Source organism: Enterococcus saccharolyticus subsp. saccharolyticus, from assembly GCF_029023825.1.
Lineage (GTDB): Bacteria > Bacillota > Bacilli > Lactobacillales > Enterococcaceae > Enterococcus_F > Enterococcus_F saccharolyticus.
The window spans coordinates 199,779-212,533 of the sequence record NZ_CP118957.1 but is presented as its reverse complement, the minus strand read 5'-3'; the positions used below and the strand labels follow the sequence as shown (position 1 = coordinate 212,533).

Below are 12,755 nucleotides of genomic sequence, written 5' to 3'. Positions count from 1 at the left end.
ACACTACACTCCAATCTCTGCTTGACGCAAGCCATTAATCACGTGCTCTAAACCAAGATCAGTAATCCCTTGATACGTCTGACTTCCTGCTGGAGCAACTTCCACAACTGGCACATATCGGATACCATATTTCGCAAACAAAATATCACGAAAATTATCTTGTTGTGTCACATCGATTACTTGATAGGCTAATTCTTTTTCTTGAAAAAAGTCTTTGATTTCTTGGCAATAATGGCATCCATCCTTTGCCCATAAAATAATGTTTGCTTCTTGATTTGTTTGCGTCATCTGCTTACTCTCCTTTTAGTTCATTCGCTAATGCTTGAATGATTTCATGTTTTTTATCATACGGTACACCAGGTGTGTGAATCACAAAATGTTCGGTGTTAAAACGTTCCGCAAAATCCAATAACTCTGCGGTCACTTGCGCGGCTGATCCGACAAACGCACCGACTTGTCGTTGAATGACTTGTGCTTTTTCTGCTTGATGCTGATTGGCATACTCATTTGCCGTTGCTTGGTCAGCAAAATTCAGTCGTTTGCCATTGTTTAAGACCACTGTATACGATGCTTGTTTTTCTAAGTAGTCCTTTGCCTCATTTTCATCGTCCGTGATATAGACAATAACCGCAATTTTGAAGCTTTCCGCTGCTTGATAAGCGTGACGAGTATCCGCTAGAGCTGTTTCATCGGCATTGCCAAAATAAGGATAAATCAAACCTGCTTGTTCTTTCGTTGCTAACACGGCGCTTTCCTGACTACCACCTAACAATTCAATGGCTAAGTTTTCTTGAATTTGGGGTTCCAACGTGTATGCTGATGCAGCATAAGGATGTTCTTCTGGGAAATCATTGCGGATAAAATGGGCAAGTTCGGCAAACTTTTCTTCAAATGTTTGCGGTGGTTTTACAAAATCACGTTGTAAGACTTCAACAGCTTCATCTTTTCCTCCTTGTGCTTTACCAATACCCAACACCACACGATTTGGCGCAAGATGGTGTAAAACACTAAATGATTCAGCAACTTTAAACGGCACATAATGCTGTAACATCACACCCGCAGCCCCTACTTTAATAGTTTTCGTACTGGCTAAAAGATACCCAATCAATACTTCAGGTGACGCTCCAGCTAATTCTTTAATCAAATGATGCTCGGATACAAAAAATGTATCAAAACCAAGCGATTCAGCTTTTTGAGCAAAGGCCACCGTTTTAGCTAACGTTGATGTCGCAGTCTCGCCTTCATAAATGATACTTTGATCCAACAAACTTAATTTTATCCCCATTTCTTTCCCTCCTTAATGGTAAACGGCGGTTCGTGCTAAAAAGTTTTTCGTCCGTTCTTCTTTGGTATAATCAAATACTTCTTGCGGTGTTCCTTCTTCGACAATCACGCCATTCTCCATGAAGATGACACGATCAGCCACTTCATAAGCAAATTGCATTTCATGCGTGACAATCACTAAGGTACTGCCTTCATTGGCCACTTGTTTAATGACATCCAAGGTTTCACCAACTAACTCTGGGTCTAATGCAGAAGTTGGTTCATCGAATAAAATCACTTCTGGATTTAACGCTAACGCACGAGCAATCCCGACACGTTGCTGTTGTCCACCAGATAATTCATGCGGGTAATGATTTTCTTTGCCAGCTAATCCAACTTTTGCCAAGAGTGCTTTGCCCTTTTCAGTTGCTTCTTTTTTTGGCACACTTCGCGCAATCACCAGTCCTTCAATGACATTTTCCAAAGCTGTGCGATTGAAAAAGAGCGCATATTGTTGAAAAACCATCGCCGTTTTTTTGCGAATTGCTAAAATTTGTTTCTTGGTGGCTTGTTTGAAATCTGCGGTTGTATCCCCAATTTGAAGGCTTCCTTCTTCGGCACGTTCTAAAAAATTCAAGCAACGTAGAAAGGTCGTTTTCCCTGAACCACTCGGCCCAATAATGACCACCACTTCGCCTTTTTCAATCGTAAGATCGACGCCTTTAAGAATCTCATTTTGTCCAAATCGTTTATGAATATTTTCTATCTTAATCATACAAGAGTCCCCCTAACAAATTTTCGTGCGTAGCGTCGTTCAAAGAATCCTGAAAGTTGCTCGATAACAATCGATAAGCCCCAATAAATCAGTGCTGCCGCAATGTACGATTCTAAGAAAGTATAACTCGTTGTAGATGTAATCAATGCCCCATTTAAGACATCCACCACCGAGACTAGTGAAACAAGGGCTGACGCTTTAATTAAGCTAATCAATTGACTACACATCATCGGTAAAACAATTGGCACCAATTGGGGTAAAATGACCCGTCGAATCGTTTGAACTTGCGTTAAACCAATCGACGCAGCAGCATCCCATTGGTCTTTGGGAATACTAGTTAAGGCCCCACGGAAAATTTCTGATAACCCAATGCTGGCATATAAACTAAGGACAAACATCGCAATGTATTCACGATTGATATCCTTAAACTGAATCGACCAACCAAGTGCTTGAGAAACTTGATCAAAGGCGTCTGAAAAAATCAGATACGCCACAATCAAACTTAGGACGACTGGAATACCTTTACCAACTGTAATTATTCCAGAGAAAAATTTCGCTAAAATAGGCAGACGGTAAAAACGAATGAATGCAATCGTTAAACCAATAACGGTTCCTATGACCAGTGGCACAAATGCCAAGCGCAACGTTACCGGGATATAAGGAATTGCTGCGTTAAAAGCGGTCACTATCGCTGTAAAATCTATTTTCATTTCCTGCTACCTACTTTCTATTATTTCGTGTAGTCGTCACCAAAAATATCAATTGATAATTGTGATAACGTCCCTTCATCAGATAATTCTTGCAACGCACCGTCGACAGCTGCTTTTAATTGCTCATCGCCTTGTTGGAAAATAAAGAAAATACCGGCACTTTTGATAGCTTTATCTGACGCTTGGAGCTGAACATTAAACTGCTCATTGTATTTGTTTGTGTCAAATTTTGTTAAGATTGCCGCATCAGCTGTGCCATTTTCTAACCCTTTGACTAGTACCTCACTCGATGCTTCATTATAGACAATCTCAATTGCTTGATTGTGTTCTTTGTTATACGTTTCTAAAATATACGCCACTTCACTACCGGGAGAAGCGAATACTTTTTTTCCTTCCAAGTCTGCCAATGTTTCATATGGCGAACCTGCGCTGTCACTATTGACAATATGATGGGCATAAGTGTTGTAGGCAAATTCACCATATAAATATTTTTTGCCACGTTCTTCATTGTACGCATAGTTATGTGCCGCCAATTGGATTTTTCCAGTGGATAGTGACGTTAAAATATTTTTAAAATCCATCGATTCAAATTTGAATGTATATTCTGGTAGCTTTTCATCAACTGCTTTTAAAACTTCCACATCGTATCCTTGTAGGTTATTATCTTCATCTAAATAGACAAACGGTTGATAGGCATTTCCTGTTCCGACAATAATTGTTTCCGCGTTTTCATCCGCATTTGCTGCTGATGAATCGGTTTGATTGCCGCATGCCCCTAAAAATACAGCACCAACAATACTTAGTGATAGTAACCATTTTTGTTTTTTCATTTAACGTCCTCCATTCACTACTTATTTCGTATAGTCATCTCCTAAAATTTCCACAGATAATTTCGCTAATGAACCATCATCAATTAATTCTTGTAATGCGCCATCTACAGCCTCTTTCAATTCTTCATCGCCTTTTTCATATAAGAAATATGTTTTGGAGACATTGACTGGATCACCCGAAATTTGCAAGTCAGCATTAAATTGCTCATTGTATTTATTCGTGTCATATTTGGTTAAAATTGCCGCATCGGCTGTACCGTTTTGCAAGCCTTTCACAAATACTTCACTAGACGCTTCGTTATAGATAACTTCGATTTTTTCGTCGTGTTCTTTGTTGTATTTTTCAAGTAAATACGCCACATTTCCGCCCGGTGAAGCAAATACTTTTTTCCCAACTAAATCATCTAGTGACTGATACTCCACCTTATTACTTCCATCGTGCACAATATAGAGCGTGTAATCGGTATAGCCGACTTCCCCATATAAATATTTCGCAGCACGTTCTTCGTTTTGTTCATATTGATGGGCTGCTAAACGAACTTTGCCAGCGGATAAAGACGTCAAAATATTTTTGAAATCCATTGATTCATATTCAAAATTGTATTGATCGAGTTTTTCATCAATCGCGCGTAAAATTTCGACATCATACCCTTGTAATTCATTGTTTTCATCTAAATAAACAAATGGTTGATACACATTTCCTGTTCCGACAATGACTGTTTCCGCATCTGGATTTTTTGATGTCTCCGTTGCTTCTGTTTTATTGCCACACGCACTTAATAAAAGCGCTCCTGCAATTCCTAATGAAATAACCCATTTTTTCTCCCCTAATTTTTTCATCATTTACTCCTCTTTCATCGAACGATTTTCGGTAATTTTTTTTCTGGTTTCATCAGTGGTTGAAAATGAACCACCTTTTTCGGTTGTGCCACTTTTTTTGATTGAAATTGATAACGACGTCCTAACCAAGTAAAGACTTGTTCAAGGAGAATGCTCAACACAATAAAAATCAATGCAGCAATGAAATAACCTTCTAATGAGTGATAGGTCAATGCACCTAATGCTCGCACTTTACCAATCACATCAATCACGCCTAAAGAAAAGGCTAATGAAGTATCTTGTAACAAGTTAACAATCATGGTCCCTGTCGCAGGCAATGCAATGCGCACTGCTTGTGGCAAAATCACACGGCGATACGTTTGAAGTTTTGTTAAACCAATAGATGCTGCCGCTTCTTTTTGTGAAGCAGGAACACTTAAAATGGATGAACGAAAAATTTCTGAGAAAAACGCGGCTGTATTCAGTCCATATGTAATATAGACATAATCAATTTTGTTTAAACTACCTAAACTCTCAAACAATGTCGGTAAGCCGTAAAAAACTAAAAACAATTGCACTAAAATCGGTGTACCACGAATAAATGAAACAAATAGTTGGCTGATTTGTGAGAATACCGGCACTTTTTCAATTCGAAGCAACGCGATGAGTAAGCCAAGTAACATACCGACCATTGAAGCAACCACAACAATGAGTAACGTTACTGGTAGTGCCGATAAAATTTTTGGAAAAAACGAAACAACATATTCCCATTTAAAAAAGTCTGACATCACGCTCTCCTCCTTAATGTGTGACTACTTCAGGTATTCGTAAAATACGTTCATCAAATTTATCAGGAATCAGTACTTTATAAAGTGCGACCCCTGTATCATCGTCATCTTCACGAGTCGTTAACACTTGGTACCCATTGCGCAAATACATATCTAATAACCACGGATGTTTTCTGCCCGAAGTCCCAATGACGTAAGCAGGTGCCTTTAAGACTTTAATTAAAAATTCTTCTTCTACTTGTTGAATAAATTTCTTACCGATACCTTGTCCTTTTAAATCATCCGCTGTGGCAAACCACCAAAGGAAGGGATAACGAGAAATCGGCGTCTCATGTTCCCAAGGTTGACGTACCGTAATGGTTGAAATCAAGCGCCCATCTCGTTCTAAAACAAGTGCAATTCCTGTTTCAATATTTTCGATCACACTTTCTAAAGTCGCATTGGTTGAAGGCCAATCAATGCCATAATCTTTCACTTCTTGAAAGGATTGTTGAATTAATTCTAAAAATGCTGGTGCATCTGCTTTCGTTGCGATTCTTAAACGATCTTTTCCCATCGTGTTTCCTCCTTTGGTTGCTTTGACACAATACGGTTATAAAATTGAGTGAGTTGATTGTTGATACGTTGCTTCACCACATCACTTACGACAAAACCATTAATATCATCTTTGGCGACTTGATCTTGCACAACATACGTTGATTGCAATAGTTCTTCTGTGCCTAATTCTTTTAAAACCGGTTCTAAAGCATACTGCAACGCTAGGAGATGATGTTGTGAACCACCCAACCCTAAGGCGTAAACAACTTTATCAGCTAAAGCTTTTTGAGGAAGCACATCTAAATATGTTTTTAAAATTCCTGAATAGCTGCCTTTAAAAATAGGAGTAAAAACTAATACGCCATCGCTAGCAGCAAGTTGTTCATTATATGATTGAAGAGTGCTATCCATGACATCAGCAGTCAATAACGCTTGATGCGGCAACATGTGTACTTGAATCACCTGCGTTTGTATTTTATAGTCAAATAATACTTTTTGCGTATATTCTACCAAGCCATTTAATCTAGAAGACATTGAATTGGCACCGACAATGAGTGTAACTTTCGTCATGTTTATCCCTCTTTCCTGATTGTTTAGTGAAATTTGTTTCTAAACTATAAGGGATAAAAAACACAGTTACAAATAAAAAAAAGTAATCTGACGTATCAAAAAAACTAATACATGAAAAAATATTCATGTGTAAAAACAACAAAAAAGCTTGATAAATCAAGCTTCCAAACAACTATATTCTTTTTATTTTCACCTTTATTTTTAAAATCCAACGTCCTCTTTCACGTGATATAAAAAAACTATATCCCTAAAACAATAAGATTGTTGATTACACAAACTCTCTTTATACTGTAAGAAAGACACTAGAAAGAGGGGATTTTATGGACATACGAGAAATTCAGACATTTGCAGTTATCGTTAAAACCGGCAGTTTCCAAAAAGCTGCTGAAATTTTACAATATTCACAACCAACTATCTCTATGCGCATCAAACAATTAGAAGCCGAATTAAAAATCCCCTTATTCGAACGAGGTAAAACGTTACAATTAACCCCTGCTGGTACTCTTTTTTATGAAAAAGCCCAAGCACTTCTAGCACAATATGACGCATTGGATCAATTGGCGGAACAATTACATAACGAAGCGCCACGTTCTTTAGTCTTAGGTATTTCAGATCCGACTGCTAGCTTAATTATGCCGCAAGTCATCAAGTCATTTAATGTTGCACATCCAACCGTTACGATTCATGTACAAGTGGCTGATGCCAACGCTTGTAGTCAAGCACTCCAAGATGGCATCATTGATTTTGCTATCTGTGGCGCACCCAATTTAATGTTGGACCATTATTATGAACCTTTTTTCCATGACGACTTAAATTTATTGGTTTCAGAACAGCATCCACTTGCTCATCGAAAAGTGGTGTCATTAAAAGAATTAAAAAATGAAACCTTCTTATTTACACCAGAAAACTGCCCGATTCGGATTCAAATCGAACAGTATTTACGTCGCAGTATTGGCGATCAATATAAAAAAATGGAAGTAACGACTAGCTTGTCACACAAATATTATGTCCGCGAAAATTTGGGCGTTTCGATTTTTACTGCCACAGCGCATTCAGAAGTATTTAGTGGAACGAAAGTCATTCCCATCAAAAACTTGCCGATTCATCCACCAATTGGTTTATTGACGCCTTCAAATAAAACTGACTATGATAGCATTACCTTATCAATGATTCAACGGATTATCGAAGCATTTGAAAACCGTGGACAAGAGATCCATTATCCTAAGATTTTACGCGAACACACAAAATAAAACCCTTTATGTTATCATAAAAGAAAACAATAAAGGGTGTGTTGTCATGAAACAGCGGTCTCGGATTTTATTTATTAGTTATTTTGTCGTCATGTTAGCATTACCAATAGTTTTAGCCTCATTCATCTCTATTGAATGGTTATCAATTGGTTCGTCTCTCTTTTTGCTTGTCTTGGCGCTTCTTTTATTTGGCAATTATTTACGCTCAGAATTCCAACGATTTAGCCAACAAGTACATCTTGGCAAATTTTTACTTTCTTGTATCGGTTATTTTCTATTAATCGCTGTAGTTCGGGTAATTGCATTACAGATCCTAGATTTATTTATCGATACCAGTCAAATTGGACAAAACCAAGAAATGTTAAATGAACTTTCTCAAAACATTCCAATTATTGCTAGTTTTTTATTGATGTCCATTTATGCCCCATTAGTAGAAGAACTCGTCTTTCGCCAAGCAATGTTGGGATATGTCGATAAAAATAATCGACCAAAAGTCATCTTTTTAACCATTCTTTCGGTGACTATTTTTACTCTATTACACACGTTGCATGTAGCAGACATCGCTTTGTATTTACCATTAACACTTGTATTGACTTGGCTCTATTGGAAATACGATCGGAATGTCATCGCTTCAATGCTCTTTCATTTCGTCAATAACACCATTGCCGTGATTACCATGTTATTCTTCTTATAAATCAAAAAAGGCTGTGACACGCGTCACAGCCTTTTTTCTAATAACAATCCCAATTGTAAAGAACATTGGTAAAATTTCGATTGGCTAAATCTTCTTTCGAAATAAAGAAGTTACCTACACCCGAGTCGCCCCACATAATCCCAATCTCATCCGTGTCTAACTGGAACAATAATTCAGTATGTGTGACATTTTCAGCGTAGTTACGGGGGTCTTCTTGTGTAAAGAACGGATAGCCCCCCATTAGTGACCCAGCAATTGCGAGATTCTCATAAATGGCATCGCTCACATCATCGGCAGCATCACCAAAGTGCGTTTCCATATACTCATAAAAATGCGTGCCATATACTTTTTCAAAAGAATAACTATCTGTCACTAAATAGCGAGGTTCGATTGTCCCAAGCATTTGAAATTCACCATTCACTACACAATAGTCATCTTCTTTAGGGAATTCTGCAAAAATGTCATCCATTTCTTCTCTGGTATAACTTTCTTTTGTGATGTCTTCAAAATAAACAACTCTAAACCCCTTATTATTGGTCGGGTTGTCAAAATCCAATCCCAACAGATCGTCGAATAAATCAATATAAAATGCTAAAATTCCCTTTTTCGGATACTTTGCTAAGTGCGGCATTTCTTCAAAATTGATTTGGGCTAATAAAGATAGCGGTTGACCTGCTAAATTTGTTGGATAAGCCAACTCTTTTGAAAAATAACCCACACCACCTGCTTTACTCGTTGTTAAAGATAATGGTCCCGCATTTTTAAAAGAAAAAGCTAACACAGCTACTTCTGTTTGTTGCACCGCCTGATATATGTCATCATTTGGAAATAATTCTCTTAATGATTTCATGTTAACACCTCGCTTTTCTTTCATTGTAACGAGGAAGTTTTTATTTAGCAAACAAAAACGGGAACCGACACGCTGGCGGTTCCCTCACCTTTATTATACTACACTTTGGTCGACAATTATAGACTGGTTCTTTCATCGAAAATAGCATAAGATAGACTTCCAAATAACAATCGGAGGTACGTTTATGACAACTGATAATGTGTTAGATCGTGGACCCTTTTTGCATGGGACAAAAGCTGTCTTGCAACTAGGTGATTGCTTTAAACCGCAACATCATTCCAACTATGAAGTCGGACGAATTTCTAATTATATCTATTTTACTGGTACTTTAGAAGCTGCCAAATGGGGCGCGGAATTGGCCACTGGTTCTGGAAAAGAACGAATCTATTTAGTGGAACCTTTAGGTGAATTTGAAAATGATCCCAATCTAACTGACAAACGTTTTCCTGGGAACCCCACACGCTCTTATCGCTCGAAAGAACCATTAAAAATCATTGGAGAACTGGCAACCTGGGAACGTCATGCGGATGAAATGATTGCTCAAACAAAAGCTCATTTAAAACAAATGCAAGCTGACGGTACAGCTGAAATTATTGATTAAAAAAGAAGAATTCTTCTTTTTTAATCAATTTTCCTGTTTGCGTCTTTCAATCAAATGAATTTTCTCAATTCTACGTAAATGACGTTCATCCATCGAACATTCTGTCTTCAACCAAGTATCCACAATCATTAGTGCCAAGCCTTCACCGATTACGCGCTGCCCTAAGCACAAAACATTGGCATGATTGTGTTCTTTGGTGGCTTGTGCGGAAAAGACATCGCCAACCACCGCAGCACGGACACCTGCTATTTTGTTGGCGGTAATGCTAACGCCAATCCCTGTTCCACAAATTAAAATCCCACTGTCTACTTCATTCTTGGCCACTTTTTCGGCGACCATTTCGGCAAAATCTGGATAATCTCCAGATTCTAATAGCTTATGTGTACCGACATCAATGACTTCAATGTCGTGTTCTTTTAAAAAGACAACAATTGCTTTTTTCAGTTCAAAACCACCGTGATCATTTCCAATTGCGATTTTCATTTTCTTATTCCTTTCTTTTAATAGCCATTTTCTTCAAGTAAGGTAATGATGTCTTGGGCTTCCGTTTGTTTCGATAATGCTTGAAGTAAGGTAGTATTTTGAATTAACCCCATTAATTGTTGCAGCATTGCTAATTGCTGATGTGGTTGATTCAAGCCTAAGATGAAGATGAAATCAGCATCTACAGATAAATTAATGTCGTCCATCCGTTGAAAAGTAACTGGCTTTTTAGGAACGACCAAAGAAATAAACTGTTCTACAATACATTCCGGATCTGTATGAGGAATCGCAATCCCAAAGGAACCTTGGTGCAAACCTGTTGGAAAAACCTGTTCACGCTCAATAATTTTCTGCAAGAATTGTTCCGTCACCCAACCTTTTTCAAGCGTTTGTTCTGTTACTTTAGTAAACACAACTTCGCGGTTTTCAAATTCATCACCTAATAAAATCGGTGCATTCTTTAAATAATCTGTTACTTTTTCTGTCATTTTTTTACCCCCAATAGTTGATTCGATAGGAATGTAGAATTTTATAGGCTTGTGCTGCCGTCTGACATTCTACTAATTTTGAAATATAATCGTCTCTTCCGGATAAATCCATTAATTCTAAGAGCGCATCTATATGCTTTTCTTTATCATTGGAAGCTAATAATACGACAATATGTATCCGTTCATCTGTCTCAGTAAGAAATCCTTCTTTAAAGATACCAAAACTCATAGCTACTCCCAGCGCGCCTTTTTCTGGTTCAGTATGTGGCAAGGCCAATCGATTGCGAAAAATCATATATGGCGGTATCTCTGCCATCTCTTGTTTTAATGCCGTTAAATACTGTGGTGTGATTATTTTTTCAGAAATGAGTGGTTGACTTAACGCGTCTAGTGCTTCATGCCAAGTCACCTGATTTTCTTCAATTAATATACTTTTAGATGGAATTAACTGGTCGAAATGAATCACGTGGTCTTTGATTTTTTCATTTTTTGCCACATTTTCTTTTAACACATTTAAAACATCTAAAAATAACGCTTCTTCATCTAATACTTTGGTATTTTTTTTAACTTTTTTGACAATTTTTTCAGCTAAAGCAAAATCATCCATTCCAACCAATGTATCATTCATTACTTGCTTTCTAAGCTGTAATTTACCCTCATCGGTTAGAAAATCCTTCACTAAATAAAACCGTTTGTCCGTTTCTAAGGGTACCGAAGAAAAAACATATTCTGCTTCAATATTTTTCTCATAAAATTCTCTAGCCGATAGCGTGGCGATAAAATCAATTTCGGGGAAAAGCCCCGTCAAATTTCTTTCCAGCATCAGTGAAACCGAAATGCCATTCGTACAAACAATGATGGCCGTTTTGCGTTCTTCCTTTGCAAGCACACTCTCATGTTCTAATAAATGTCCGCCAAAAAACAAAGCCAAATAAAAGATTTCCGTTTCTGGTAACTGTTTTGAAAAAAATTGTTCCAATGGTTCTAAGGATTGTTTCACTAAATAAAACACTGAAGAAACACCCATGTTTTTTTGGCGTTCGATGTCCACTTCATTTAAGTGCATTTGATATTTAATCCGATAATAAGCTGGACGCATGTGTATCATCACTCGCTGTAGCAACCCTTCTTTATCTACAATGGTCATATGGGCTATTTTCTCAAAGTTTTGAATGACTTTTGTGACAGCTAATTCTAGTTGCCGCAACTCTTTAGCAGATAAAATGTCCATCTGCGTCAAATTCGTTGATAAAAATAATAACGTAAAGTAAATCACATCATTAAAATCAGCTGTAGCAAGTGCACCATCAAAAAATATTTCTTTGATGACATTGTATTCTTGTGTTTCTTGTAATTCTGAGAAATCTAATTCGACATCGTAACGAATCGTTTTTTTGCGTTTCACACGTCGATGCAACAACAAAGTGAACACCGGTAAATTTTTGATCTTGTTGTCAGAGTAGCGAATATTTAGAGATTGTTCAACAGCTTCGACTTTCGCTTGATACTTGGCTAAACTTGCTTCATTAATATCCGCAAATTGGAGCAACAATGTGCCGTCTGTATCAAACAAATAAATTTGATTAATTGTTTCCAATAACAACTGTCGACGTTGCCATTCAGTTGCTTTAATGCGATAGCCTTTTGAGCGTAAATATTCTAATTTAAATCCTTGTTTAGCTAAAAGTCCCCCTAACTCTTTTAAATCTCTAACTACGGTATTTTTACTCACATTTAGTTCAACAATAAAATGATTCATTGATAAAAAATCAGTTTTTGATAATAACATCAATGTGATTAAATACATCCGTTCCTCTGGTGCCAAATAAATATCAATTTGTTTACGCTGATGCAAATCATTAAACTGTTCGTTAACTGTTCGTGGAACAACAAAGTGGCCATTGGGCGTTCGATGAATGGCTTCTAATTGTAAATCGGCTAAATATTCGTTCAGTTTTTTAAACGAATAGTTTATTTGCGCCCGTGTTAAACCCAAGCGCTTGCCTAATGATCCACTTGTTTCATTAGGATGATTCAATATCTCCATAAATAATTCATTTGTTCGTACGTCTAATTCCATGATATACCTCTTTTTAC

The 12,755-nt window shown here is 37.3% G+C and carries 16 protein-coding genes; 3 read left to right on the top strand and 13 right to left on the bottom strand.

The genetic code is table 11. The features are described 5' to 3' along the window. Positions 1-3: 3 nt before the first annotated feature. The 9 genes from PYW32_RS01175 to PYW32_RS01135 are packed head-to-tail and all read right to left on the bottom strand — an operon-like array spanning position 4 to position 6,292. Positions 4-288, bottom strand: coding sequence for a glutaredoxin family protein (locus PYW32_RS01175; protein ID WP_016176357.1), 285 nt, complete (start codon positions 286-288; stop codon positions 4-6). Positions 289-292: 4 nt separating this feature from the next. Beyond that, a complete protein-coding gene (locus tag PYW32_RS01170; RefSeq protein WP_016176358.1) occupies positions 293-1,285 on the bottom strand; it encodes an MsnO8 family LLM class oxidoreductase in 993 nt (330 codons plus the stop codon). Between the two features lie 12 nt (positions 1,286-1,297). Beyond that, a complete protein-coding gene (locus PYW32_RS01165; protein ID WP_016176359.1) occupies positions 1,298-2,038 on the bottom strand; it encodes an amino acid ABC transporter ATP-binding protein in 741 nt (246 codons plus the stop codon). Next, positions 2,035-2,748 carry an ABC transporter permease subunit gene (locus PYW32_RS01160; RefSeq protein WP_016176360.1) on the bottom strand — a complete coding sequence of 238 codons (714 nt, stop codon included), beginning with the start codon at positions 2,746-2,748 and terminating at the stop codon, positions 2,035-2,037. The genes PYW32_RS01165 and PYW32_RS01160 overlap by 4 nt, the downstream gene beginning before the upstream one ends. A 20-nt stretch (positions 2,749-2,768) precedes the next feature. Beyond that, a complete protein-coding gene (locus PYW32_RS01155) occupies positions 2,769-3,578 on the bottom strand; it encodes a transporter substrate-binding domain-containing protein (RefSeq protein WP_016176361.1) in 810 nt (269 codons plus the stop codon). Between the two features lie 21 nt (positions 3,579-3,599). Beyond that, entirely contained in the window at positions 3,600-4,418 is an 819-nt protein-coding gene (locus PYW32_RS01150; RefSeq protein WP_016176362.1) for a transporter substrate-binding domain-containing protein, read from the bottom strand. 14 nt (positions 4,419-4,432) lie between these two features. Then, positions 4,433-5,185 (bottom strand): amino acid ABC transporter permease, encoded by a 753-nt coding sequence (locus PYW32_RS01145; protein ID WP_016176363.1) that lies wholly within the window; start codon positions 5,183-5,185, stop codon positions 4,433-4,435. Between the two features lie 13 nt (positions 5,186-5,198). Continuing rightward, entirely contained in the window at positions 5,199-5,741 is a 543-nt protein-coding gene (locus PYW32_RS01140; protein WP_016176364.1) for a GNAT family N-acetyltransferase, read from the bottom strand. Beyond that, positions 5,723-6,292, bottom strand: a complete 570-nt coding sequence (locus PYW32_RS01135; RefSeq protein WP_016176365.1) for an NAD(P)H-dependent oxidoreductase — start codon at positions 6,290-6,292, stop codon at positions 5,723-5,725. The genes PYW32_RS01140 and PYW32_RS01135 overlap by 19 nt, the downstream gene beginning before the upstream one ends. 320 nt (positions 6,293-6,612) lie before the next feature. Between PYW32_RS01135 and PYW32_RS01130 the strand changes: the two genes are divergently transcribed. Both PYW32_RS01130 and PYW32_RS01125 read left to right on the top strand, forming a co-directional pair. Further along, positions 6,613-7,542 (top strand): LysR family transcriptional regulator, encoded by a 930-nt coding sequence (locus tag PYW32_RS01130; protein ID WP_016176366.1) that lies wholly within the window; start codon positions 6,613-6,615, stop codon positions 7,540-7,542. A gap of 46 nt (positions 7,543-7,588) precedes the next feature. Then, positions 7,589-8,236, top strand: a complete 648-nt coding sequence (locus PYW32_RS01125) for a CPBP family intramembrane glutamic endopeptidase (RefSeq protein ID WP_016176367.1) — start codon at positions 7,589-7,591, stop codon at positions 8,234-8,236. 37 nt (positions 8,237-8,273) lie between these two features. Here the strand turns inward: PYW32_RS01125 and PYW32_RS01120 are convergent, their stop codons facing one another. Next, the gene (locus PYW32_RS01120; RefSeq protein WP_016176368.1) at positions 8,274-9,086 is read right to left on the bottom strand and encodes a YwqG family protein; all 813 of its coding nucleotides are present in this window, start codon (positions 9,084-9,086) and stop codon (positions 8,274-8,276) included. A gap of 184 nt (positions 9,087-9,270) precedes the next feature. Here PYW32_RS01120 and arr point away from each other — a divergent pair, with 184 nt between their 5' ends. Then, positions 9,271-9,687 (top strand): NAD(+)--rifampin ADP-ribosyltransferase, encoded by a 417-nt coding sequence (arr, locus tag PYW32_RS01115; RefSeq protein ID WP_016176369.1) that lies wholly within the window; start codon positions 9,271-9,273, stop codon positions 9,685-9,687. A 24-nt stretch (positions 9,688-9,711) separates the two neighbouring features. On the opposite strand, the gene rpiB is transcribed toward arr, so the two are convergent. Genes rpiB through PYW32_RS01100 form a run of 3 tightly spaced genes read right to left on the bottom strand, consistent with a single transcriptional unit; the run spans position 9,712 to position 12,738 of the window. After that, complete coding sequence (gene rpiB, locus PYW32_RS01110; protein ID WP_016176370.1) at positions 9,712-10,170, bottom strand: ribose 5-phosphate isomerase B; 459 nt, start codon at positions 10,168-10,170, stop codon at positions 9,712-9,714. Positions 10,171-10,187: 17 nt separating this feature from the next. Continuing rightward, positions 10,188-10,658 (bottom strand): PTS sugar transporter subunit IIA, encoded by a 471-nt coding sequence (locus PYW32_RS01105; RefSeq protein WP_016176371.1) that lies wholly within the window; start codon positions 10,656-10,658, stop codon positions 10,188-10,190. A gap of 4 nt (positions 10,659-10,662) precedes the next feature. After that, the gene (locus tag PYW32_RS01100; RefSeq protein WP_016176372.1) at positions 10,663-12,738 is read right to left on the bottom strand and encodes a BglG family transcription antiterminator; all 2,076 of its coding nucleotides are present in this window, start codon (positions 12,736-12,738) and stop codon (positions 10,663-10,665) included. Between the last annotated feature and the right edge of the window lie 17 nt (positions 12,739-12,755).

What these genes read in the sequence shown, in the direction of transcription:
- PYW32_RS01140 (WP_016176364.1), bottom strand. Translation starts at nt 5,741, where the DNA reads ATGGGAAAAGATCGTTTAAGAATCGCAACGAAAGCAGATGCACCAGCA.
- PYW32_RS01130 (WP_016176366.1), top strand. Translation starts at nt 6,613, where the DNA reads ATGGACATACGAGAAATTCAGACATTTGCAGTTATCGTTAAAACCGGC.
- PYW32_RS01105 (WP_016176371.1), bottom strand. Translation starts at nt 10,658, where the DNA reads ATGACAGAAAAAGTAACAGATTATTTAAAGAATGCACCGATTTTATTA.
- PYW32_RS01135 (WP_016176365.1), bottom strand. Translation starts at nt 6,292, where the DNA reads ATGACGAAAGTTACACTCATTGTCGGTGCCAATTCAATGTCTTCTAGA.
- PYW32_RS01150 (WP_016176362.1), bottom strand. Translation starts at nt 4,418, where the DNA reads ATGAAAAAATTAGGGGAGAAAAAATGGGTTATTTCATTAGGAATTGCA.
- PYW32_RS01165 (WP_016176359.1), bottom strand. Translation starts at nt 2,038, where the DNA reads ATGATTAAGATAGAAAATATTCATAAACGATTTGGACAAAATGAGATT.
- PYW32_RS01125 (WP_016176367.1), top strand. Translation starts at nt 7,589, where the DNA reads ATGAAACAGCGGTCTCGGATTTTATTTATTAGTTATTTTGTCGTCATG.
- PYW32_RS01175 (WP_016176357.1), bottom strand. Translation starts at nt 288, where the DNA reads ATGACGCAAACAAATCAAGAAGCAAACATTATTTTATGGGCAAAGGAT.
- PYW32_RS01120 (WP_016176368.1), bottom strand. Translation starts at nt 9,086, where the DNA reads ATGAAATCATTAAGAGAATTATTTCCAAATGATGACATATATCAGGCG.
- PYW32_RS01155 (WP_016176361.1), bottom strand. Translation starts at nt 3,578, where the DNA reads ATGAAAAAACAAAAATGGTTACTATCACTAAGTATTGTTGGTGCTGTA.
- rpiB (WP_016176370.1), bottom strand. Translation starts at nt 10,170, where the DNA reads ATGAAAATCGCAATTGGAAATGATCACGGTGGTTTTGAACTGAAAAAA.
- PYW32_RS01160 (WP_016176360.1), bottom strand. Translation starts at nt 2,748, where the DNA reads ATGAAAATAGATTTTACAGCGATAGTGACCGCTTTTAACGCAGCAATT.
- PYW32_RS01100 (WP_016176372.1), bottom strand. Translation starts at nt 12,738, where the DNA reads ATGGAATTAGACGTACGAACAAATGAATTATTTATGGAGATATTGAAT.
- arr (WP_016176369.1), top strand. Translation starts at nt 9,271, where the DNA reads ATGACAACTGATAATGTGTTAGATCGTGGACCCTTTTTGCATGGGACA.
- PYW32_RS01170 (WP_016176358.1), bottom strand. Translation starts at nt 1,285, where the DNA reads ATGGGGATAAAATTAAGTTTGTTGGATCAAAGTATCATTTATGAAGGC.
- PYW32_RS01145 (WP_016176363.1), bottom strand. Translation starts at nt 5,185, where the DNA reads ATGTCAGACTTTTTTAAATGGGAATATGTTGTTTCGTTTTTTCCAAAA.